This is a genomic window from Paraburkholderia bengalensis, assembly GCF_037126505.1.
Lineage (GTDB): Bacteria > Pseudomonadota > Gammaproteobacteria > Burkholderiales > Burkholderiaceae > Paraburkholderia > Paraburkholderia bengalensis.
The window spans coordinates 137951-160911 of record NZ_JACFYJ010000007.1 but is presented as its reverse complement, the minus strand read 5'-3'; the positions used below and the strand labels follow the sequence as shown (position 1 = coordinate 160911).

The following is a 22961-nucleotide window of genomic DNA, read 5'->3' as shown; positions in this document are numbered from 1 at the left end:
CAACCGCGTCAGACGCTCAGTCCGTGCCGTACCGCGGCGAACGCGGACCGTACAACAAGCCGTTCGGGCCGCCGCTCGACAGCAGCTTGCGGCTCGTCAGACCGGCGACGTCATGCGCCTCGTCGGTCAGCGAATGCGCGACCTGCTTGACGGCCGCCTGCACCAGCGCACCGATCAACCCGCCGCCCACGTTGACGTTGCCGCCCAGTTCCTTGCCCGTCGAACTCGCCGTGCCCTGCCACAGCGTATCGCCCGAGCGCAGATCGACGAGCCTCGCGCTTGCCGTCACCACGGTCGTGCTGTCGACCACCGTGTACTTCGAACCGTACTGCGAGATCTTCGTGTACAGAGCGGCATCGGCGCCGAAGATGCTGCGCAGCTTGTCGGGCGCGACGTCCTGGATGTCGTTCGCCGTCGTCAGGCCGTTGTGCTTGAACGTCTCTTCCATTTCGACGACGGGCACCACGTAGTAGCCGCCTTCCGCGAGCGGCATCGTCATCTGCGACAGCATGCCGTAGCTTGCGCCTACATCGGACGTGTCGTTGATGGGCGGCAGCACGAGGATCGTGCTGGGCTTGCTGTTGCGAAACGCCGTGTAGTCCATGTTGCGCACGGGATGCTGCACGCACGCCGCCAGCGTGAACAGGACGGACAGCGCGGCGATCAGCTTGAGTGAGAGGAGGCGCTTCATCATTGGAATTTGCTCAGCAGGAAGTCCATGTAGGTCGACGACTCGGGAAACGACTGCTTCTCGGCCAGCAGTTCCGTCTTCGCCTGCGCGTCATTGCCGACCGTCGCGTAAAGCATGCCCAGATGCGCGTGGAAGCCCGGCGGCACCGACGCGCCCTTCGCGAGAATCTGCTGACGCGCCTTCTCGAGCGCATCGATCTGTTCCTGCGGACTCTTCTGGCCTTTGAAGTACTCGTAGACCTGCGGCTGATAGCCGTCCCACTGATACAACGCGACGTTCTTCGTCGTGTTCGCGCATCCCGTCAGCAGCGTGCACACTGCTGCGACGGGCAGCGCAAGGCCCGTCAGCCATTTTTCTCTCTTCATCTTTGTTCTTCGATGTTTGATGTGTGGATTACTTCGCTGCCTGCAACGCGCCCGCGTCGACCTGCTGGACGAGATGATTGACGGCCTCTTTGATGGCCAGATCGAGCACCTTGCCATTGAGCGTCGAGTCATACGATGCCGTTCCGCCGAAGCCAATCACCTCGCGGTTCGACAGGCTGTATTCGCCCGCGCCCTGGCTCGACGCGACCACTTCGGACGTCGTGGTATCGACGATGTTCAGGCTGACCTTCGCGTAGGCAATCTGGCTCTTGCCGTGACCGAGGATGCCGAACAGCTGCTGATCGCCGACTTCCTTGCGGCCGAACTCGGTGACGTCGCCCGTGATCACGTAGTTCGCGCCCTTGAGCTTCTGCCGCTTGTTGGCAATCGACGCTTCCTGCGCGATCTCGTTCAGGTTGTCGCGCTCGAGCACGGAGAAGCGGCGGCTCTGCTGCAACGTCGTGACGAGAATCGTCTTCGCCTGGCTGCCCACCACGTCGATGCCGTTCGAGAAGATGCCGCGCATGTAGCTCGACCGGTTATCGAACTTGCCGACGGCGACGGGCACGAGCTTGCCGGCATAGGGCACTTGCGCACTGCTGACTTCGGGCGTCGGCAGCGAGCGCGACGCTTCCGTCGCGCACCCGCTCAATACCGCGGCAACCAGCGCGGTGACGAGCCATGCGGAGGATGTAGTTGGCTTCAAGATGTTGATCCTGTTCAAAGAAAGACTTGCGTTTCCGTGGATCTGTCCGGTCATGCGCGTTGTTGCCGCCCGTAGCCGGACAGAGACATGTGTAACGCAACGCAGAATAACGACACTTCGCGATACAACTTTAAAAAAGTATCGCGATGAACAGGACATGCTCGCCGCACGGGAGCATTGGCGAAGCCAAACAGACGATGTGAGAGATGCGAACGGGCGCGCGCGGCCCGTTGCTGAGATATGCAATCCGCATTAGATGCGCTTGCAACAATACCTGCTTAGATATTCGAAGCAAATGCGCAAAGCGCCCGGCTCAGTCGTTGCCGGCCGTGTCGCCCATGCGCTTGAGCAGCGCAACGCGCGCGCCGATGATATCGACCTGTGCGTGCGCATCCATCAGCGGCACGGTTGCATCGCGATAGGCCGTCCATGCGCGTTGCGCGCGTGCGAGGACGGGTCGCTCATGTGACGGCAGCTTCGCATGCAGGCGACGATAGTAGCGATTGAGATCGAACGTCGCGTGTTCGCACTGCGCGTCGAACGAACAGGCGCGGGGCCGCGCCTTCGGGTCCACCTTGCCCGCCTGCATCGCGACGGCGCGCAGCGCCAGCGCGCGGTCGCGCACGGGTTGCAGTTGCATGTCCGCGCCCGCGAGCTGATAGGCGGTGCCACGCGTCGTCGACAGCACCGCGGCCAGCAGCTTGCCATCGGCGTCGCGCCACGCCTCCCAGCGCTTCTGGCTCTCTTCCCACTTCCTGCGCTGCGCGCCGGACACCTTGTCGAGCACCAGTCTGTATGACTGGTCCATCGACGCCCGCCACGCGAGCCGCGCCGTATCCATGCACTGCACCTGGCCGACCGTCGACGACATATCCGCGCGCGCGAGGCACGCGCGCATCGAAGCGTCGATGGGATCGGCGGCCGCGACCTCGGCATGCGCGGCGAGCGGCACACAGGCCAGCGCGAACGCCGAACTCAACGCGCACCACATGGCCCGCGCGTGCATCGACGCGCGGGGCACCGTGCGAAAGCGCAGCGCCGTCTTCATCATCAGGAATCGCGCACGCAATCGACGAAATACTCGATGCGTCCGTTGATCGTTTCGCCGACCAGCCCGTGGATATCCGTATGGAAGCCCGGAAAGCGCTCGTTGAACTCGCGCGCGAAACGCAGATAGTTGACGATGGTCCGGTTGAAGCGCTCGCCCGGAATCAGCAGCGGAATGCCCGGCGGATACGGCGTCAGCAGGATCGACGTGACGCGGCCTTCGAGTTCGTCGATGGGCACGCGGTCGATCTCGCGGTGCGCGAGCTTCGCGAACGCATCGGACGGCTTCATCGCGGGTTCCATGCTCGACAGGTACATTTCGGTCGTCAGCCGCGCGATATTGTTCGCGCGGTAGACGCTGTGGATCTGCTCGCACAGATCGCGCAGGCCGATGCGCTCGTAGGCGGGATGCTGCGCGACGAACTCGGGCAGCACGCGCCACAGCGGCTGGTTGTTGTCGTAGTCGTCCTTGAACTGCTGGAGTTCCGTGACCATCGAGTTCCAGCGGCCTTTCGTGATACCGATCGTGAACATGATGAAGAACGAGTACAGCCCCGTCTTCTCGACGATGATGCCGTGCTCGGCCAGATACTTCGTGACGATCGCGGCGGGAATGCCCGTCTCGCCGAATTCGCCGTCCACATCCAGCCCCGGCGTGATGATCGTCGCCTTGATCGGATCGAGCATGTTGAAGCCGTCGGCGAGCGCGCCGAAGCCGTGCCAGCGGTCGTTCGGACGCAGCATCCAGTCGTCGCGCGAACCGATGCCCTCTTCGGCCAGTTCTTCGGGGCCCCAGACCTTGAAGAACCAGTCGTCGCCGTATTCGGCATCGACCTTGCGCATCGCGCGGCGGAAATCGAGCGCTTCGGCAATCGACTCCTCGACCAGCGCCGTGCCGCCCGGCGGCTCCATCATTGCGGCGGCCACATCGCACGACGCGATGATCGCGTACTGCGGCGACGTCGACGTGTGCATCAGATACGCCTCGTTGAAACGGTGACGGTCGAACGTGCTGTTCTCGCTGTCCTGCACGACGATCTGCGAAGCCTGCGAAATGCCCGCGAGCAGCTTGTGCGTGGAGTGCGTCGCGAACACCAGCGCGCCCGTGCGCGGACGGCCCGCGCCAATCGCGTGCATGTCCTGATAGAACTCGTGGAACTCGGCGTGCGGCAGCCACGCTTCGTCGAAGTGCAGCGTATCGAGCAGATCGCCGAGCAGGTCCTTGATCATTTCGACGTTGTAGATCACGCCGTCGTACGTGCTCTGCGTGATCGTCAGGATGCGCGGCTTCAGGTTCGGGTTCTTCGCGAGCGCTTCACGCGCAAACGGATTCGCCTCGATCTTCTTGCGGATGTTTTCCGGCTTGAACTCGTCGCGCGGAATCGGCCCGATGATGCCGAAGTGATTGCGCGTCGGCGTGAGGAACACGGGGATTGCGTGCGTCATCGTGATCGCATGCAGAATCGATTTGTGGCAGTTGCGGTCCACCAGCACGATGTCGCCCGGCGCGACGGTCGCATGCCAGACGATCTTGTTCGATGTCGACGTGCCGTTGGTCACGAAGAACAGATGGTCCGCGCTGAAGATGCGCGCCGCGTTGCGCTCCGAGGCCGCAACCGGCCCGGTGTGGTCGAGCAGCTGGCCGAGTTCGTCGACGGCATTGCAGACGTCCGCGCGCAGCATGTTCTCGCCGAAGAACTGGTGGAACATCTGGCCGAGCGGATTCTTCAGGAACGCGACGCCGCCCGAGTGGCCCGGGCAGTGCCACGAATACGAGCCTTCGTCCGCGTACTGCACCAGTTCCTTGAAGAAAGGCGGCGCGAGCGAGTCCAGATAGACCTTCGCCTCGCGGATAATGTGCCGCGCGACGAACTCCGGCGTGTCCTCGAACATGTGGATGAAGCCGTGCAGCTCGCGCAGGATGTCGTTCGGCAGATGGCGCGACGTGCGCGTCTCGCCGTACAGAAAGATCGGGATGTCCGCGTTGCGCTTGCGCACCGCTTCGACGAACGCGCGCAGATCGATGATCGCGGGCGCGAGGTCGGGCGCTTCGCCGTCGCCGTTCTCGACGTACGGCAGCAGCTCGTCGTCGTCGATCGACAGGATGAAGCACGACGCGCGGCTCGACTGCTGCGCGAACGACGTCAGATCGCCATAGCTCGTGAGACCCAGCACTTCCGCGCCTTCTTTCTCGATGGCCTCGGCAAGCGCCCGGATGCCGGAACCCGATATGTTCTCGGAGCGGAAATCTTCGTCAATGATGACGACGGGAAAACGAAACTTCATGGGCGATTCTCCAAAAAGAACGACCGCTGCTCAGCGAAGCGCAGCGGTCACCCGTAATAGCTGGTGATTCAATGCGCGTTTGCGTTACGTCTTCGGTAACGTCACGCCGTGCTGTCCTTGATATTTGCCGCCGCGATCCGCGTACGAGACATCGCAGATCTCGTCGCTTTCGAAGAACAGAACCTGCGCGACGCCTTCGTTCGCGTAGATTTTCGCAGGCAAAGGTGTCGTATTTGAGAACTCGAGCGTGACGTGCCCTTCCCATTCCGGCTCGAACGGCGTCACGTTGACGATGATCCCGCAGCGCGCATACGTCGATTTGCCGAGGCACACCGTCAGCACGCTGCGCGGAATGCGGAAATATTCGACGGTGCGCGCGAGCGCGAACGAGTTCGGCGGAATGATGCAGACGTCGCCCTTGAAATCGACAAACGATTTCTCGTCGAAGTTCTTCGGATCAACGATTGTCGAGTTGATGTTCGTGAAGATCTTGAATTCGTCGGCACAACGGATGTCGTAGCCGTAGCTCGACGTGCCGTAGCTGACGATCTTGCGACCGTCTTCCGTCGCGCGCACCTGGCCCGGCGCGAACGGCTCGATCATCTTGTGCTCTTCGGCCATCCGCCGAATCCACTTGTCGGATTTGATGCTCATAGGTGAACGCTGCTGACGGGGAAAAAATCGGCCGGCTGTCGCTTGGCGTTGGCCTTCGAACGCAAGCCGCCGGAAGAAAGGCGCTTATTTTACGCGAACCGGGCGGGCGTGCCCGATGCGGCATCAATCCCCGGCGCGCACGGGCGCCGCCGTGCGTGGCGACGACAAAGGTCCCGCCGCCAAGGCCGCGTGGATCGCTGCGAAAAACAAACGGAAAAACGGCGGAGATACAGACATTCGCGCAGGGCGCAAACCGGGCGCAAACGATTGGCAAATCCTTCGATCCGGACCAGACGGGCGGTCCGCGCGAAGCGGCTGGCGTTACTGGCGAATCAGTCCGCACGCGAGCGCAGGGCCTGCGCCGTGTTGCGGATACGCGTAGGGGTCGGACGCGTCGCGGTGCAGCAGCACGGCGCGCTGCAGCACCGAGCGCACGCCGTCGAGCGACACGTCCGGCGCGACGATGAAGCCCGCCGCCACGCCCGCCGCGTCGGCGTGAATGTTGCCGAGATCGCCCTCGACGCGCGCGCCGATCTTCAACCGCTCAGCAGCCGGCGCGAACACGGCGCCCGCGCCCGAACCGTCGACGGAATTGCAGTCGCCGCGCTCGTGCACCTGCAGCGCGTGGTCGCTGTTCGGCGGCAAGCCCGTGAGGTTGTAGGTCACCTGCACGCCGTCCGAGCGCTCGATGAACGTCACCGAGCCGCGCGTCTGGTTGCCCAGCGTCGGCAGCAGTTGCGCGTCGGCGCGCTTCTCCTGTGGCTTCAGAAAGCCCATGCACCCTGACAGCAAGGCGCTGGTCGCAGCCAAGACGATGATTGACTTGATCGCCTCGCCGCCGATTCGTTTTCTCATGCGATCCTCTTGTCGAGCCGGCCGTCTCCGCGACCGCGTTGCCGGACCTGATGAAGCCGACATGATACAGCGAGCGGGGCCGCATTCAGACCCCTTTCTACCCGGTGCCGAAGCGCGGACCCGCTGCGCTGCACGCCCGTGTGCCGGGTCATGCCGCAAGCGTCGCCCGCGCACGACGACTTTACGTGTTCTGCACAACGATGGTCGGGAACTTCGAGCTCATGTCGCGCGCGCGTTCGGCGATATGAATCGCGACCTTGCGCGCAATCGTCCGATAGATGTCGGCGATGCGCCCGTCAGGGTCGGCGGCCACCGTCGGCTGGCCCGAATCGGCCTGTTCGCGAATCGCGATGTCGAGCGGCAGGCTGCCGAGCACGTCGACGCCGTACTCCTTCGACATCCGCTCTGCACCGCCCGCGCCGAAGATGTGCTCCTCGTGGCCGCAGTTCGAGCAGATATGGATGCCCATGTTTTCGACAATGCCGAGAATCGGAATGCCGACCTTCTCGAACATCTTCAAGCCCTTCTTCGCGTCGAGCAACGCGATGTCCTGCGGCGTCGTCACGATCACGGCACCCGTCACGGGGACGCGCTGCGACAGCGTCAGCTGGATGTCGCCCGTGCCCGGCGGCATGTCGACGATCAGGTAGTCGAGTTCTTTCCAGTTGGTCTGCCGCAGCAGCTGTTCGAGCGCGGACGTGGCCATCGGGCCGCGCCACACCATCGGATTGTCCTGCTCGATCAGAAAGCCGATCGAGTTGGCTTGCAGGCCGTGGCCCGTCATCGGGTTCATCGACTGGCCGTCCGGCGACTCCGGGCGGCCCTCGATGCCGAGCATCATCGGCAGCGACGGGCCATAGATGTCGGCGTCCAGAATGCCCACCGACGCGCCCTCGCTCGCGAGCGCAAGCGCCAGATTCACGGCGGTCGTGCTCTTGCCGACGCCGCCCTTGCCTGACGCAACGGCGACGATGTTCTTCACGTTCGGCAATAGTTTGACGCCGCGTTGCACCGTATGCGCAGCGATGTCCTGCGATACCTGCACGCGCGCATTCGACACGCCGGGCACTGCGCGCAGCGCGTTCTCGACGAGCGCGCGGATCGCGTCGAACTGACGCCTGGCCGGATAGCCGAGTACCACGTCGACGGCGACCGTGGCACCATCGACCGTCACGTTCCTGAAGTTTTTCGCCGCTGCGAACGGCCGCTGTGTGTTGGGGTCGACGACGGCCGCGAGGGCCGCGTCGACCAAAGCCCGATCGATGCTCATTGAGTCTCCGTGGGAACGCCTGGCGCGGGGTGCGATCGAAGTCTGCGCAACGCGCCGGAAATATTGAAAGAAATTGTTAGCCGGCATTGCCTAAAACCTGTCTCATTGGCACGCTTGCCGCGCTAGTTTTGCAATAGGGCCGAATCGCCGGCTGCTCAGTCGTCATTGTAGAGGCTGGCGCCGGGGCCTGCCGGAAGACCCTTTCCGGCTGTCGGCGCGGTTTGCAAGCCCGTGCATCGTCAAATGTTTTACTCAAGAGGACTCGAAATGAATGCAAAAATCATGACCCGCCTGTCGGCATTGGCTGTTGTCGGTGCGCTGCTCGGCGGCTGCGCCACGGAGCAAGGCACGAACACGGCCGTGGGCACGGGCGTCGGCGCCGGCACGGGCGCCGCGCTGGGCGCGATCTTCGGCGGCGGCAAGGGCGCGGCGATCGGCGCGGGCGTGGGCGCGGCTGTCGGCGGCGTGACCGGCTACAACTGGCAGAACATCAAGAACAAGCTGTCCGGCGCCACGAAGGGCACGGGCACGCAGATCACCGAGCAGCCCGACGGCTCGCTCAAGATGAACATTCCGAGTTCCGTCACGTTCGACACCAACAGCTACGCGATCAAGCCGTCATTTGCGCCGGTGCTCGCGCAGGTTGCGCAAACGCTGAACCAGAGCCCGGAAGTGGTCGCGCAAGTAGTGGGCCATACCGACAGCACCGGTCAGCCGGCGTACAACCAGACGCTCTCCGTCAATCGCGCGCAAAGCGTCGTGAATCAACTCTCGCAAGACGGCGTCGCGCCGCAACGTCTCGCGGCTTCGGGCATGGGCGCCAATCAGCCCATCGCCGACAACAACACGGAAGCGGGCCGCGCGCAAAACCGCCGCGTCGAAATCTATCTGCGCGCAACGGCACAGCACGCGCAGTAAGGTTCGTGGAGGAAGGAAGGGCTGCCCCGGGCGGGCTCGGCTCTTCCGGCAGACGCGAGCGCCAGTTCGCCAGTTTGGCCGATGGCGTCACGCGAGGCATGCGAAAAAGCCGCCCCAGCCCCCGCGAACCGGCCGAAAAAAATTTCGAACTCTCACGAAATTCCGCTGTCTGTCTTTACGGTACGCGCGCGGTGAAGCCGCCGCGTCACCATTCTCCTCTTGTCGTTGTTGCTCCGGGGCCCATAGCCCCGGTTTTTTTGCCCGCACTCCGCTTCGCACCTTGTCGATCGTTTAGCGCGAGGACATGGGCCCGCTTGCTCCGCTTCTTGCTCCGGGTCTTGCTCGGCTTCTTGCTCCTTATCTCGCTTCCTATCCCTTCCGACACACGCCGTACCACGCCGCCGGCCGCGAACATTGCGCGACGCCCATCGCTGCGTTCAATCGCCGCGCCGCGCAACGCAGCCGTCATACGCGCTGTCGCTGGCCATTCACGCTGGTAAAATCGGCGGTTCGGGCCGGTTTCGCGCGATGAAAGTCCGCGCAGCCGCGCCCGGCAACCCGAGCTGTGCGAGCGGACATTCCGCCCGTGCGGTCCTGGGCACAGCGCCGTCCGTGTGCACATTGCGACGGCCGCCCGTACCTTCCGCCAGTCCATAGAACCCACATGTCAGCAACCGACGCCACCGCGGTTCAATCCGCAGACCTCACCGCCGCCGGCGCGTCCCAAGGCCGCCGCCAGATCCTCGTCACGTCTGCCCTGCCGTACGCGAACGGGCAAATCCATATCGGCCACTTGGTCGAATATATCCAGACGGACATCTGGGTCCGCGCGCTGCGAATGCACGGGCACGAGGTCTACTACGTCGGCGCGGACGATACGCACGGCACGCCCATCATGCTGAAGGCCGAGCAGGAAGGCATCACGCCCAAGCAGCTGATCGACCGCGTGTGGCAGGAGCACAAGCGCGATTTCGACGCGTTCGGCATTTCATTCGACAACTACTACTCGACGGACTCCGACGAGAACCGCGTGCTGTCCGAGTCCATCTACACGGCGCTGCAGGCGGCCGGCCTGATCGAGGCGCGCGACATCGAGCAGGCCTACGATCCCGTCAAGGAAATGTTCCTGCCGGATCGCTTCATCAAGGGCGAGTGCCCGAAGTGCCACGCGAAAGATCAATACGGCGACAACTGCGAAGTGTGCGGCTCGACCTACCAGCCGACTGAGCTGATCAATCCGTACTCGGTGGTGTCGGGCGCGACGCCCGTCAAGAAGACGTCGACGCATTACTTCTTCAAGCTGTCGGACCCGCGCTGCGAGAATTTCCTGCGCGGCTGGGTAGGCGGCCTGGCGCAGCAGGAAGCGACCAACAAGATGCGCGAGTGGCTCGGCGACGCGGGTGAAGCGAAGCTCGCCGACTGGGACATCTCGCGCGACGCGCCGTACTTCGGCTTCGAGATTCCCGGTGCGCCAGGCAAGTACTTCTACGTGTGGCTGGATGCGCCCGTCGGCTATTACGCGAGCTTCAGGAATCTCGCCGAAAAACGCGGGCTCGATTTCGACGCGTGGGTGAACAAGGGATCGAAGGCCGAGCAGTATCACTTCATCGGCAAGGACATCCTGTATTTCCACACGCTGTTCTGGCCCGCGATGCTCGAGTTCTCCGGCCATCGCACGCCGACCAACGTATTCGCGCACGGCTTCCTGACGGTGGACGGTGCGAAGATGTCGAAGTCGCGCGGCACGTTCATCACGGCCAACAGCTTCATCGACACGGGCATGAACCCCGAGTGGCTGCGCTACTACTTCGCGGCCAAGCTGAACAGCACGATGGAAGACATCGACTTGAACCTCGAGGACTTCCAGGCGCGCGTGAACAGCGACCTCGTCGGCAAGTACGTGAACATCGCGAGCCGCGCAGCGGGTTTCCTGATCAAACGCTTCGACGGCCGCGTGCAGGACAGCGCGATGCAGCATCCCCTCCTCGCGTCGTTGCGCGCCGCGATTCCGCAGGTTGCCGCGCACTACGAGGCGCGCGATTACGGCCGGGCGCTGCGTCTGACAATGGAACTCGCGGATTCCGTCAACGCGTACGTCGATACGGCCAAGCCGTGGGATCAGGCGAAAGACCCGGCCAACGCGGTCGCGCTGCATGAAACGTGCAGCGTGTCGCTGGAAGCGTTCCGTCTGCTGTCGCTCGCGCTGAAGCCGGTGCTGCCGAAGGTCGCGCAAGCCGCCGAAGCGTTCCTCGGCATCGAGCCGCTCGCGTGGTCGCACGCGGATACGCCGCTCGGTTCGGCGCGCGCGATCAACGCGTACAAGCATCTGATGACCCGCGTCGATCCGAAGCAGATCGAGGCGCTGCTGGCCGCGAACCGCGGCTCGCTGCAGGCAGCGCCCGCCGCCGACGCGCAGACGGCCGACGCCAAGGCCAAAGCCAAGGCGCATGCGAAGGCTACGGCCGCGGCGCATGGCGACGCACAGGCCAAGACCGACGACAGCGGCGTCATTACGATCGACGACTTCGCGAAGATCGATCTGCGCATCGCGAAGATCGTCGATTGCAAAGCCGTCGAAGGCTCGGACAAGCTGCTGCAACTGACGCTCGACGTCGGCGAAGAAAAGACGCGCAACGTGTTCTCGGGCATCAAGTCGGCGTATCAGCCGGAACAACTGGTCGGCAAGCTAACGGTGATGGTCGCGAACCTCGCGCCACGCAAGATGAAGTTCGGGCTCTCCGAAGGCATGGTGCTCGCGGCATCGGCCGCCGACGAGAAGGCCGAACCGGGCATCTACGTGCTCGAACCGGACAGCGGCGCGAAACCGGGCATGCGCGTCAAGTAACGCCCGTTCGCTCATCTGGCGCCCGTGCGGCGCCGCTCGACAAGCACGTCTGCGGACGTGCTTTTTTTTTCGCGCGTGCAAAAGCCGTGACAGACCGCCCGCCACGCGCTCTTTTCTCAAAACTAAGAGTGCTCCTAGATTCATCAGGCGCCAATTCTCTGAAAATCGCGATCAGTTTGTGACACGCGCCACGCGGCCGTTCCGCTGACGACCGAACCGCTTCGCAGCGCGCGCATCGAAGCCAGCGCGAGCCCTGTCCGGCGCGGCCCGGCGTCCATCTTCCCTGTTGAACACGACGCGCTCGCCCATCGTGAGCCGTCTTCCCTCGGCCACTGACATGAGCACTGATTTTTCCCTCGACCGGTTTGAAACCCTCGTCGCGTCGCGCGATTACGAGGCCGCGCATGACGCGCTGATCGACCTGATCAACACCTTCATTGCAAACCGCAGCCGGCTGCCGGGCGTCGATCTCGCCTTCGCCGATCCGACCCGCCCCCCGAGCGAAGACGCCGCGAGCACGCTGCAGCGCATCGCCGACGCCATCACCGCCCTGCTCGCCGATCCGCACTTCCAGCTGAACGACGGGCAGTTCAACCAGCTGTTCAACGCGCGTCACTGGCTGAACATGCTGTTCGTCGCTTCGTCGTACGGAAACACGGATCACATCCTGCGCGCGCTGCTCGATCACACAGCGCAATCGCCTGGCGACGTCAGCGAGGTGAAGGCGCTGGTCAGAAAGCAGATCGTGCTCTACACCGTCGAATCCGGGTACGACATCGACCTCGCCGATCTCGCGAAAACCGAGCCTGCGCTGGCGGCGAGCCTCGGCATGTCGGTCGTCGGCTCGGCGGTGGTGATTTCGCCCGCCGCGCATGAGAAGCGCGAGCGGCTCATCGAGTGGCTGCCGCGCGCGCTCGACGCGATCGACGATCTGGACGAACTTCCGGGCGGCGCGGTATGCGGCGCCTACATGCACTGCAGCTATTCGGATCTGCCGAACCGGCATGCGCTCAAGCGCGGCATCAGCAAGCTGGTTCGAAAAAAACTGGGCGAACTGGGCCTGCTCGCCGACGAAGCGCACGTGGGCCATGCGGTGCAGCACGAGCGGCAGGAGGAACGCAAGCCGCTGATGATCGTCGTGCTCGAATGGTTCAATGGCGGCCATTCGATCTATCGCACGCATTCGCGCACGATGCTCGCCGCGCGCGAGCGCTTCGAAGTCGTCGCGTTCGGCGAGGCGCAGCACGTCGACGAAGCGGGCCGCGCGATCTTCGACCGCTTCATTCCGTTCGAGCATCCGGAGTATGTCGGCGAGATCGTGAGGCAGGTGCAGAACTTCGCGCGCGAGCATCCGCCGGCCGTGCTGTACATGCCGAGCGTCGGCATGTTCCCGCATACGATCTTCATGACCAACGTGCGCGTCGCGCCGCTGCAGATCGCCGCGCTCGGCCATCCCGCGACGATGCACGCCGAATGCATCGATTACGTGAGCGTCGAGGAGGATTTCGTCGGCGACCCTGGGTGCTTCAGCGAAAAGCTGATGCGCCTGCCGAAAGACGGTCAGCCGTACGTGCCATCGAAGCTGCTCACCGACATCACGCCGAGCGTCCCCGAGCGCGGCGAGTTCGTCAACATCGCCGTGACGGCGAGCGCGATGAAGCTCAATCCGCGCTTTCTCGCCGCGTGCCGCCGTGTCATCGAGACGGCGGGCATCCCGGTGCGCTTTCACTTCATGACGTCGTGGGCGGAGGGGCTCGACATCGCTTACGTGCGCCGCCTGGTGCAAGCGGCGCTGCCGCGCGAGAACGTGCTGGTGTACGGCGGCATGGGCTACGCGAGCTATCTCAAAGTCATCAACGCGATGGACATGTTCGTGAGCCCGTTCCCGTTCGGCAATACGAACGGCATCGTCGACGCGCTGACGCTCGGCCTGCCAGGCGTCAACCTGTGCGGTCCCGAAGTGTTCGAGCATATCGACAGCGGGTTGTTCGGGCGCGCCGGCATGCCGGACTGGCTGACCACGCATTCGATCGACGAATACGTGCGCGCCGCCGTGCGGCTCGCCACGCAGCATGACGCGCGCGAAACGCTGCGTCGCCGGTTGATCGAAGAGGAGGCTGTCGAGCGGATTTTCGAAGGCCGTCCCGAAGAATTCGGGCGAAACGTGCTGGCGCTGGTGCATGCGCAAGCGCGGACCGTGCCGGCGGCGACGGCGAACACGCAAATCAGATCCAGCACACCGACGGCGAGCGCAACGAAGTAGCGCCCGTCGCCAGTGATCCCGCCAGGCAGCCGGCGGCCCGCATCGCGCGGTCCGCCGGCTTTTGCTTTTGCGTTGGTTGTCCGCGCTTGCGGCGTTACCAGCGCAGCCGGTCGAAGCGCCGCGTGTATTGCAGGTCCATGCCCTGGAACGTGCCGCCATACGCAGCTACCGACCAGTAGCGCGTCAGGTTCACCGTCGCCTTGATCGCGTTGCTCGACGACTGCAAGCCCTGCTCATAGCCGATCACGAGCCATTCGCTGATCGCCTTCGACACCATCACCACCTGCGGATCGGTCAGCCCCACTTCGCTGCGCCCAATCGAGAATTCGTCGAGTCCGAATTCCTGCGCGATACGCTTGCCGCTCGCGCTGCCGAGCAGCGCCAGCGCTGTTGTCATCGTGCTCTGCTGGCCGACGTTGTTGCCCTGATCGGTGCCGTGTCCGAACAGCAGCCACGACAGCTTTTCGTTGTCGGGCACGTTCGGCTCGGACACCAGCTTCGCGACGGGCGACTGAATCGTGCCCGTCACCTGCACGCCTGCCTCGACCTGCTGGTTGCGGCGCATCGCGAGAATATTGATGCCGGGATTCGCGACCGGCCCGTTGAACGTAAAGAAGCCGTTTTCGATGCCGAGCTTGCGGCCGAACGCCGTATAGGTCGAGCCCTCCGTCACGCGCACGTTGCCGATCGCGCGCAACGGCAGATTCGGCGCGGAGAGCGCGGTGATCGTGCCGCGCAGCCCGACGTCCGCGCCCTGGCCGCGGAAGCGGAAATTGTCGCCGAGATCGATATCGATGTTCGCGCGCGGCGCAAATGCCCCCACCGGCTTGTTCGAGTTGCCGACTTCAGCGGGCTTGCCGCTTGCCACCGAGCCGTCCGGACGCACCACCACGACGTCGTCGCCCAGACGCGGCTCGGACTTGTCGGGCATGTCGAAGAGCGCGTGGTCGATGACGAATCTGCCGTTGATCGCGAGCCCGCCCTGCGTGCCCGCGTTTGCGATGCTCGCGCTGCCCGACATAGTCAGTTGCCGGTCCGGCGACGCGAACAGTTCGAGCTTGTCGGCCACGATGCTCGCAGTCAGATCGGGCTCGGTGTTGTCGAGACGCACGCGGCCCTTGGCGCGCAGCGTGCCCGTGGCGCCGTGGAACTCGACCTGCTGGAAATCGACGAGATTCTCGGACAGCGCGATGCGCACGATGCCGTCCTTCAGTTGCACGCCGAGATCGACGAGCGTCGCGGACAAACCATCGCCGACCAGTGCCCCCGACAGGTTCGGCTTCGCCACCGTGCCGGCGAGCGCGAGCTTCAGCGCCAGGTGGCCGTCGAGCAGATAGCTCGGGCCGAACAGCCCGCCCATCGTCTTCAGCGACGGCACGTTTGCGTCGATCGAGCCTGCCAGCGCCCCTTCTTCGTTGATGGAGAGCACGCCGTCGCGCGGCACGAGCGTCGTGTGCGCGACGCGTCGATCACGCCGATGCGGCTCGCCTGCGCGTGCACCGTCGCGTTCAGCTGATTGCCGCCGCTGAAGGCCGCGCGCGCGGCGATGTCGGTGATGCCGACGGGCGCGAGGCCGCGCCCCACTTCGATCGTGATGTCGCCGGCGCGCCGCTTCAGCTCGACGTGGCCCGTCGCGGTGTCGGCGAGCGCGAAGTCCCAGTTGCCGTCGAACACGAGATCCGTCTTCAGCGTCGACGGCACGCCCGTGAATTCCTGCCGCAGTTCCAGCATCCGCGCCACCGACACGCCCGTCAGCGTGCCCGCCGAACGGATGCGCCCATGATCGAGCGCGAACGATTTCAGGTCGAGCACCGCGCCTTCGAGCGTGAGCCGCGTGGCGCCGAGCGTCACCCGCTGGCCGCCCGCGCTGACGGTGAGGGGCGACTCCATGTTCAGCGCGGGCGTGCCCTTGTTCGACAGACGCGTGACGGTGCCGTCCCAGTGCGCGCCGTCGCGCGCGTCGGTGAGCTTGCCGTTCGCGGCCACCGCGAGATCGAGCGGGCGGCCTTGCAGCGTACCCGTCGCGGCGGCTTCGAGCGTGTGCTTCGCGCGCGTGCCGTTCAGCCGCGCCGTGAGCGTATTCAGTTCGACGCCCGCCGTGTTGACGTTGCGGGCGTCCGTCGTGAACACCATGGCGCCGTTCGCGCCGTCGCGCAGTTCGGCGTGGCCCTCCGCGTGGCCGACCCTGTTGTCGGCGAACACGACGCTGTCGGCCTTGTAGTCGAGCGCGAGGTTCGGATGCTCGAAGTTGCCCGTCACGTCGCCCTGCGCCACGACGAGCCCGGCCAGACCGAACCCCAGCCGCTCGAGCTCGGGCGCATCGATGCGAAACCGCAAACGGTCGCCGCGCGCGCCGAAGCTGCCTTGCAGATCGACCTCGTTGCCTGCCACCGACAGATTGGCGCGGCTCGGCAGAATCCGCGAGCCGACGAGCTGGATGGTGCCGCTGCCCGTCATCGGCAGGCCATCGTAGACGCTCTCGCCCAGGCGAAACTCGGCCTTTGTGGTGAACACGGGCGCCAGCACGCCCGATGCCGTCAGCGTGCCATTTACGCGCGCTTCGATCTTGCGCGAGGCGGGTGCGGCTTTGGCGGGCGTTTTCGCGGGTGGCGCTGCTTTCGCCGTCGGTGTTGCCGTTGCGTTTGCCGTTGGTTTTGCCGGCACGTTTGCGGCTACCCTTCCGGGCGAACTTCCGGGCGAACTTCCGGACGAACTTCCGGACGCGCTTCCGGGCGTTTGCTGGGCGCTCGCATCGCGCGCAGGCGCCGTCGACATCCCCGCCTGGGCGCGCTTGCCCTTGCCCTTCGCCTTTCCAGCAGCGGCCGCCGGCGCCCGCGTCGGCGTTTGTTGCGTCAGCGTCAGCGGATCGAAGTCGGTCAGCGTCGCCTTCAGGTTGTAGGTGGAGTTCGCGTCGCGCTTGAGAGCGCCGCTCAGGTCGATGTGCCCCTTGCCCGATGTCACGCGCACGTCGTTGAAGCTGGTGCGCGCAGGATCGAGCGTGATCTTGCCCTGCGCGCGCAACGCCGCTTTCGGATCGTTCAGATCGAGCGTCACGCTTTGCACGTCGTCGTTCAGCCGGATCGAAACGGGACCGTCGAACCGTGTCGGACGAACGCTGGCTTCGAGCGCGTTCAGGTCGAGCTTCGCGATTTTCAGATCGAACTGGCCGCGCTTGCCCATCAGCGCGCCGCCACCCGTGATGGTGGCTTCCTTCAGGAGCCGTACGTTCAGATTCGAGATGCGTTGCGCGCGGGCGTCGAGTTGCACGTCGGCATGCGCGTCGATCAGCGGCAGCAGATGCTGGTCGATCGACCCTGGTTTCGCGTTCACGATCGAGACCTGGCCCTGCACGGCGAAACCTTGATCCGGATGCGCCGCGTCGGTCTGCGCGTGGGACGCTGCCAAAGGCGCGCTGGCGAGTTGCGTCGCGCTCGCAGCGCGCCCCTTGCCTGCTGCAACGACCGGACCCGCGACCGTCGAACTTGCCGGATTTGCCGGATTTGCCGCACTTGCCAAACTCGCTCCGCCCGCCGCAGCCGGACGCGCCGCCGCGTCGCGCTGCACCGGCTGCAGTTCCGCGCGCACGGCGAGATCGGCGAGCGGCGCGCCGGGCGCGAAGGCCTGCGGGTTCACGTGATCGAACGTCAGCGTCGCGCGCTGCAGCGGCACCTGCGCGAACGGCGTCGCCTCGACGCGCGCATGGCCCGTCAGCTTCATCCCCGTCGCGTCGAGCTCGGCGACGAGCGTCTCCAGCGAGCCCGACAGATGCGCGCGCACCTGCACGGCCTCGTCGTTGACCTTGCCGGAATAGCCGGCGTCGCCCGTCAGCGGAAAGGGCCGCACGCCGTCGAGCTTTACTGCCGCCGTGACCGCGCCGAACGGCGTGTCGAGCCGATCGACGGACGCTTCGTGATGACGGCCGTCGCTGCGCCCGTGGAACAGCAGACGCGCGTACTCGGAATTCGACGCGCCTTCATGCAGCACCAGTTTGTCCACACGAAGATCGCGCACCTCCAGCTGCAGCGGCAGCCGCAGATCCTTCGGCAGGCTGAGCGGCTCGGACTTCGACGTGGACGGCGCGATACGCGCGTCGACGGTGCCGACGTGCAGATAGTCGACGACGAAGCGCCACGGCATGTCCGACAACGCCCAGCGACCGTCGATGCGGTCGATGCGGATGTCCGTGCCGCTGCCGTCGAGGCTGCGCCAGCGCACGTCGCGCATGTGCAGGCCCGTGGCGATCGCGCCGCCGTCGAGCTTGCCTTCGAGCTGGCCGTGCAGCATCTTCACGGCGAGCCGCCAGGCGTACGCCGTGCCGCGCTCGGTGACCACTACGCCGTACAGCAGCGCGCCGACCAGCGAGACGAGCACGACGGGAACCGCGATGCCCCACGCGATCGCCTTCCACAGACGCCGCACTCGCCGCGGCTTGTTCGGCGGCGGCGTGTCGGAGCCGCCGCCAGAGCCATCCGCGCCGCGCGGCGGCTCGCCGCCCGGCGGGGTGCCGCCCGGCGGAGCACCGCCCGGCAGATTCTCAGATGGATTGGCGGATGGGTCCGTCGTCATGCTCGAAAAATGCTGTCGGATTCAAAGTGATGTCAGAACGCAATGCCGAGCGTCAGATACGGCCGCACGCTGCGATTGCGCGTGCCGTACGCGAGGTCGACATTCACCGGGCCCACGGGGCTGCGCCAGCGCGCGCCCACGCCCACGCCCGGATAGAAGATCTTTTCGCCCCATGCGTCGGTGGCCGTGCCGATGTCGAAAAACACAGCCGCGCCCCAGTCCCGGTTGAACCAGTGCTGATATTCGGAGGTGCCCGTCACGAGGTACTTGGTCGGCAGAATCGAGCCGCCGACGTTGTTACCAATACTCTGATACCCGTAGCCACGCACCGAGTTCGAGCCGCCCGCGCGAAACAGCAGCGACGCGGGCACACCGCTCGACGGCCCGCTCGTGAACACGCCGCCCAGCTCCGCGCGAAACAGCACGAGGTCGCGCGCGCCGACGGGCACGTACTGCTGACCGCGCGCGTAGCCGCGAATGAAAGTCTGGTCGGTCAGCGCGCCCTTCACGGCAAAGCCCGCCTCGACGTGAATCAGATTGCCCGAGCGCGGGAACAGCGGGTCATCGGTATTGCGGCGCGTCCATGACCACGCGGGCACCAGCGCGCGGCTCGTGGTCGGCGCCTGAGTGTTCTGGTCCAGCCTGTCCTGGTAGTAGAGGATCGAGTACGCGTAGTCGATGAACTGCGACGTGCGCGTACGCTGCAAGCCCGCCCGCAAGCTGTAGATGCGCGTATCGGACACGTTCGTGCTGGTGTACGACGCGAGCGCGCTGTTGGTCCATCCGCGGCTGCCGGGCGGCATGGCGAGCGTCACCTGGCCGTACTGCTGGATCTGGTCGAGCCGGCCGGCGACGGTAAACGGCCACGCCGCGCCGAACGTGTCCAGATACGAGTACGAGCCCTGGATGTGCGCGCCCGTATCCGTCGAATAACCGACGCCGCCGCGCACGCTGTTGTACGGATACTCGCTGACTTTCACGTGCATGGGCGTCTCGAGCGGCTTGGCCGTGTCGTTGCCGACGTCGATCGCGACGCTCGCGTAGTACGGCGTGTTCTGCAACTGGCGCTGCAGCTCCGTGATGCGCTGCACGTCGTAGACTTCGCCCGGCGAGATCGGATTGACGTTTTCGACGATGCGCTCGGGATAGCGCCGCGTCCCCTCCACTTCGAGCTTGCCCATCGTGAACGTGGGGCCGCTGTCATAGGTGACGGACAGCTTCGCGTCGTGCGTGCGCGGGTCGATGCGCGCTTCCGAGCGCGAGATTTTCGCGCCCAGATAGCGCCGCGACTGCAGCGCCTTCAGCGACGCGTCCTTGGCTTCGTCCCAGCTGGATTGCGTGAACGGCTCGCCCTCGTGCAGCGCGAACGCGAAGCGCGTCTTGTTTTCCTGCTCGGGATCTTCCGTCAGCACGGGGCCGCGAAACGACAGCGATATCGACGAAATCGTCGTGCGCGGGCCGGGGTCGACGGACACGCGCACTTGCTTATTGCCGTCGATGGTGCGCACGTCGGTCCGCACGACGGGCGTGAAGTAACCTTCCGTCGATGCGAGATCGCGCACTTGCTGCGGCGTTGCCGTGACGAGGAAATCAAACTGCTCGGGACTGATGTCGTCGCGTTTCGCGAAGCGGGAGATGTCCAGGTGCTCTTCGAGCAGCTTGCGCAGGGAGCGCGGCTCCGCCTCGACTTCCACCTTGTACACCGGCTTTGCGCGCGCGGCATGTGCATGCGACGCGGCCAGCAGCAGCACGCAGAACCCGCACGACAGGCATGCGCGCAGCAGCATCGCCGCGAGCGATGCGGGTTGCATCGCGCGGCGGTCTTTCACCGTGATTTCGCTGCGGCGTCTGCACGACCGCTCGATGGCCCACCCCGCCAAACACGACCTCCGGCTCTTTTTGACGATTTGTTGAAGAAATGCCGACTCCCGGCCCGTCACGGCGCAGCGGGAACGCCCGCTATTTGACCACATTGGCGCAAACGAGCAATTTACGGGACAAACCTTGCACCACGCGCTCGCAAGCGCTGCCCACAGCCGCGTGCAAGCGCACGCTGCCACGAGGCGCCCGCCTTGGACGCGCGAGACTGCGCGCGGTTCCGCCGACTTTTCGCTTGGGGCTCGCGGGCTTGCGGTAAAATCCTTTTCTGCACCGGCGGCCTCCGCGCGAGCGCGCATGATCCGGGCGCCGTCACCATCATTCACGGACGTCGAGCCATGTATCAATCGGACATCACGCAGTTCCTGAATCAACTGAAGCAGCAAAAGCCCAATCTGGAAGACGAACAGCGCCGCGGCCGCGCGCTGCTGTGGGACAAGCAGCCCATCGACCTCGACGAGCGCGCCTCCAACCAGGCCGCACGCGTGCAGCAGACCTCGTACGTCTACTACCAGAACTTCTAAGTGACCACCGCCGACGAGGCCCGCGCCGCCCAGGACCCGTCCGACGCAGCGCTCGCCGCGCCCGCCACCGATTCGACGCCCGACACCGTCGACGGCATCGCTTTCGCGCGCCTGTACGGCGAGCCGCTGTTCAAGCTGCCGCAGGACCTGTACATCCCGCCCGACGCGCTCGAAGTTTTTCTCGAGACGTTCGAAGGCCCGCTCGACCTGCTGCTCTACCTGATCCGCAAGCAGAACTTCAACGTGCTCGACATTCCGATGGCCGAAGTGACGGTCCAGTATCTCGGCTATGTCGAACAGCTGCGCAAGACCAATCTCGAACTCGCCGCCGAATATCTGCTGATGGCGGCCATGCTGATCGAGATCAAGTCGCGCATGCTGCTGCCCGTGAAGAAGGCGGACACGGGCGAAGAGGCCGAAGACCCGCGCGCCGAACTGGTCCGCCGCCTGCTGGAGTACGAGCAGATGAAGCTCGCGGCGCAGCGCCTCGATCAGTTGCCGCAGCTCGGACGCGACTTCCTGCGCGCCGAGGTGTACATCGAGCAGAGCATCACGCCGCGCTTTCCCGACGTGAACACGGACGACCTGCGCTCCGCGTGGGCCGACGTCATCAAGCGGGCGAAGCTCGTCCAGCACCACAAGATTTCGCGCGAGGAACTCTCCGTGCGCGAGCACATGAGCGTGATCCTGCGCCGGCTGCAGACGGCCCGCTTCATGGAGTTTTCCGAACTGTTCGACACGACGCGCGGCGTACCCGTCGTCGTCGTGAACTTCATCGCAATGCTTGAGCTTTCGCGTGAATCCTTGATCGAAATCACGCAAGCCGAGCCGTTCGCGCCGATTTACGTGCGGCTCGCCTACCTGCCCGCCTGACAAGGCTGGCCAAGGCGCTACGGAGTGACAGTCATTGCAGCTCGCTCGCGCCGCGGCCGCCCACGAATCCGCAACGGGCATTTCCCGATATCCGAACGCCAACGCCTTCCGTTCAAATAACGGGAAATTTCGACACGCACCCGGCCGCCCCGAATCGGTGCAGCACGGCAATAAATCCCTTACAATCCCGCGCTTCGAAACCGCTCCAGCCGGACGGGCCGCCCGCGGCGCAGCGCGGACACCACGAAACCGCGCGTCGTTTCGCGCGACCGAGACAACCGCGAGCCGAGCAGCCGCCCGTTCGGCCGCCTGCAACGCTCACAACATCGCCCGAACATGAAAGTCATCAGCTCGATCCAGGAATTGCGCGACCAGTTGCGCGGCCAGAACCGCACCGCCTTCGTGCCGACGATGGGCAACCTGCACGAAGGCCATCTGTCGCTGATGCGCCTCGCGCGCCAGCACGGCGACCCGGTCGTGGCGAGCATCTTCGTCAATCGTCTGCAGTTCGGTCCGAACGAGGATTTCGACAAATATCCGCGCACGCTCCAGGACGACATCGAAAAGCTGCAGAAGGAGAACGTCTACGTGCTGTTCGCGCCGACCGAGCGAGACATGTATCCGCAGCCGCAGGAATACCGCGTACATCCGCCGCATGACCTCGGCGACATTCTGGAAGGCGAATTCCGGCCCGGCTTCTTCACGGGCGTGTGCACGGTCGTGATGAAGCTGATGTCGTGCGTGCAGCCGCGCGTGGCCGTGTTCGGCAAGAAGGATTACCAGCAGCTGATGATCGTGCGCGCCATGACCGAGCAGTTCGCGCTGCCGTGCGACATCGTCGCTGCCGAAACCGTGCGCGACTCCGACGGCCTCGCGCTCAGCTCCCGCAACCGCTATCTGCAGGAAGCCGAGCGCGCCGAAGCGCCAATGCTCGCGGCCACGCTGCAGCGCGTGCGCGAGAGCGTGCTGTCGGGCAACCGCGATTTCGCGAAACTGGAGCAGGAAGCCGTCGCGTCGCTGGCGGCAAGGGGCTGGAAACCCGACTACATCGCGATCCGCAAGCGCGCCAACCTGATCGCGCCCGCCGCCCACGAACTGGACGCGCCGCTCGTCGTGCTCGCTGCCGCGAAGCTCGGCGCGACGCGCCTGATCGACAATCTCGAAATCTGAACCACAATCGCGGCGCCGCGGCACTCGGGCTCGGCGCGGCTCAAGGAATG

At 65.0% G+C, this 22961-nt stretch carries 15 protein-coding genes and 1 pseudogene; 6 read left to right on the top strand and 10 right to left on the bottom strand.

The window, feature by feature from the left end:
- Nucleotides 1-16: 16 nt before the first annotated feature.
- From H3V53_RS07215 to apbC, 8 genes are all read right to left on the bottom strand, one after another.
- Nucleotides 17-691, bottom strand: a complete 675-nt coding sequence (locus tag H3V53_RS07215; RefSeq protein ID WP_336597378.1) for a DUF799 domain-containing protein — start codon at nt 689-691, stop codon at nt 17-19.
- A complete protein-coding gene (locus H3V53_RS07210; RefSeq protein WP_336597361.1) occupies nt 691-1056 on the bottom strand; it encodes a DUF4810 domain-containing protein in 366 nt (121 codons plus the stop codon). Before H3V53_RS07210 ends, H3V53_RS07215 begins: the two co-directional genes overlap by 1 nt.
- 28 nt (nt 1057-1084) lie before the next feature.
- Nucleotides 1085-1762, bottom strand: a complete 678-nt coding sequence (locus tag H3V53_RS07205; RefSeq protein ID WP_054919655.1) for a CsgG/HfaB family protein — start codon at nt 1760-1762, stop codon at nt 1085-1087.
- Nucleotides 1763-2075: 313 nt separating this feature from the next.
- Entirely contained in the window at nt 2076-2813 is a 738-nt protein-coding gene (locus H3V53_RS07200) for a lysozyme inhibitor LprI family protein (protein WP_336597360.1), read from the bottom strand.
- Nucleotides 2813-5095, bottom strand: a complete 2283-nt coding sequence (locus H3V53_RS07195; protein WP_336597359.1) for an arginine/lysine/ornithine decarboxylase — start codon at nt 5093-5095, stop codon at nt 2813-2815. Before H3V53_RS07195 ends, H3V53_RS07200 begins: the two co-directional genes overlap by 1 nt.
- A gap of 84 nt (nt 5096-5179) precedes the next feature.
- Nucleotides 5180-5749 (bottom strand): dCTP deaminase, encoded by a 570-nt coding sequence (gene dcd, locus H3V53_RS07190; protein ID WP_336597358.1) that lies wholly within the window; start codon nt 5747-5749, stop codon nt 5180-5182.
- A gap of 321 nt (nt 5750-6070) precedes the next feature.
- A complete protein-coding gene (locus tag H3V53_RS07185; protein ID WP_336597357.1) occupies nt 6071-6604 on the bottom strand; it encodes a superoxide dismutase family protein in 534 nt (177 codons plus the stop codon).
- 181 nt (nt 6605-6785) lie between these two features.
- Complete coding sequence (apbC, locus tag H3V53_RS07180; RefSeq protein ID WP_336597356.1) at nt 6786-7874, bottom strand: iron-sulfur cluster carrier protein ApbC; 1089 nt, start codon at nt 7872-7874, stop codon at nt 6786-6788.
- Between the two features lie 267 nt (nt 7875-8141).
- On the opposite strand from apbC, the gene H3V53_RS07175 reads away from it, so the two are divergent.
- The 3 genes from H3V53_RS07175 to H3V53_RS07165 all read left to right on the top strand — a co-directional run bounded on the left by H3V53_RS07175 (nt 8142) and on the right by H3V53_RS07165 (nt 13900).
- A complete protein-coding gene (locus tag H3V53_RS07175; RefSeq protein WP_336597355.1) occupies nt 8142-8792 on the top strand; it encodes a YiaD family glycine zipper/OmpA-like lipoprotein in 651 nt (216 codons plus the stop codon).
- A 664-nt stretch (nt 8793-9456) separates the two neighbouring features.
- A complete protein-coding gene (gene metG, locus H3V53_RS07170) occupies nt 9457-11637 on the top strand; it encodes a methionine--tRNA ligase (RefSeq protein ID WP_336597354.1) in 2181 nt (726 codons plus the stop codon).
- Between the two features lie 337 nt (nt 11638-11974).
- Nucleotides 11975-13900 carry an adhesin gene (locus H3V53_RS07165; protein WP_336597353.1) on the top strand — a complete coding sequence of 642 codons (1926 nt, stop codon included), beginning with the start codon at nt 11975-11977 and terminating at the stop codon, nt 13898-13900.
- 94 nt (nt 13901-13994) lie between these two features.
- On the opposite strand, the pseudogene H3V53_RS07160 reads toward H3V53_RS07165, so the two are convergent.
- Together H3V53_RS07160 and H3V53_RS07155 are read right to left on the bottom strand one after the other, a co-directional pair.
- Nucleotides 13995-18466, bottom strand: a pseudogene (locus H3V53_RS07160) (translocation/assembly module TamB domain-containing protein).
- A gap of 32 nt (nt 18467-18498) precedes the next feature.
- The gene (locus H3V53_RS07155) at nt 18499-20253 is read right to left on the bottom strand and encodes an autotransporter assembly complex protein TamA (protein WP_419539447.1); all 1755 of its coding nucleotides are present in this window, start codon (nt 20251-20253) and stop codon (nt 18499-18501) included.
- A 429-nt stretch (nt 20254-20682) separates the two neighbouring features.
- On the opposite strand from H3V53_RS07155, the gene H3V53_RS07150 reads away from it, so the two are divergent.
- From H3V53_RS07150 to panC, 3 genes are all read left to right on the top strand, one after another.
- Complete coding sequence (locus H3V53_RS07150) at nt 20683-20868, top strand: DUF3460 family protein (protein WP_054919641.1); 186 nt, start codon at nt 20683-20685, stop codon at nt 20866-20868.
- On the top strand, nt 20869-21741 hold the full coding sequence (locus H3V53_RS07145) for a segregation/condensation protein A (protein ID WP_054919639.1): 873 nt from the start codon (nt 20869-20871) through the stop codon (nt 21739-21741).
- A 336-nt stretch (nt 21742-22077) separates the two neighbouring features.
- Nucleotides 22078-22911: a pantoate--beta-alanine ligase gene (gene panC, locus H3V53_RS07140; RefSeq protein ID WP_336597352.1), complete on the top strand. Its 834-nt coding sequence runs from the start codon at nt 22078-22080 to the stop codon at nt 22909-22911.
- Nucleotides 22912-22961: the final 50 nt, after the last annotated feature.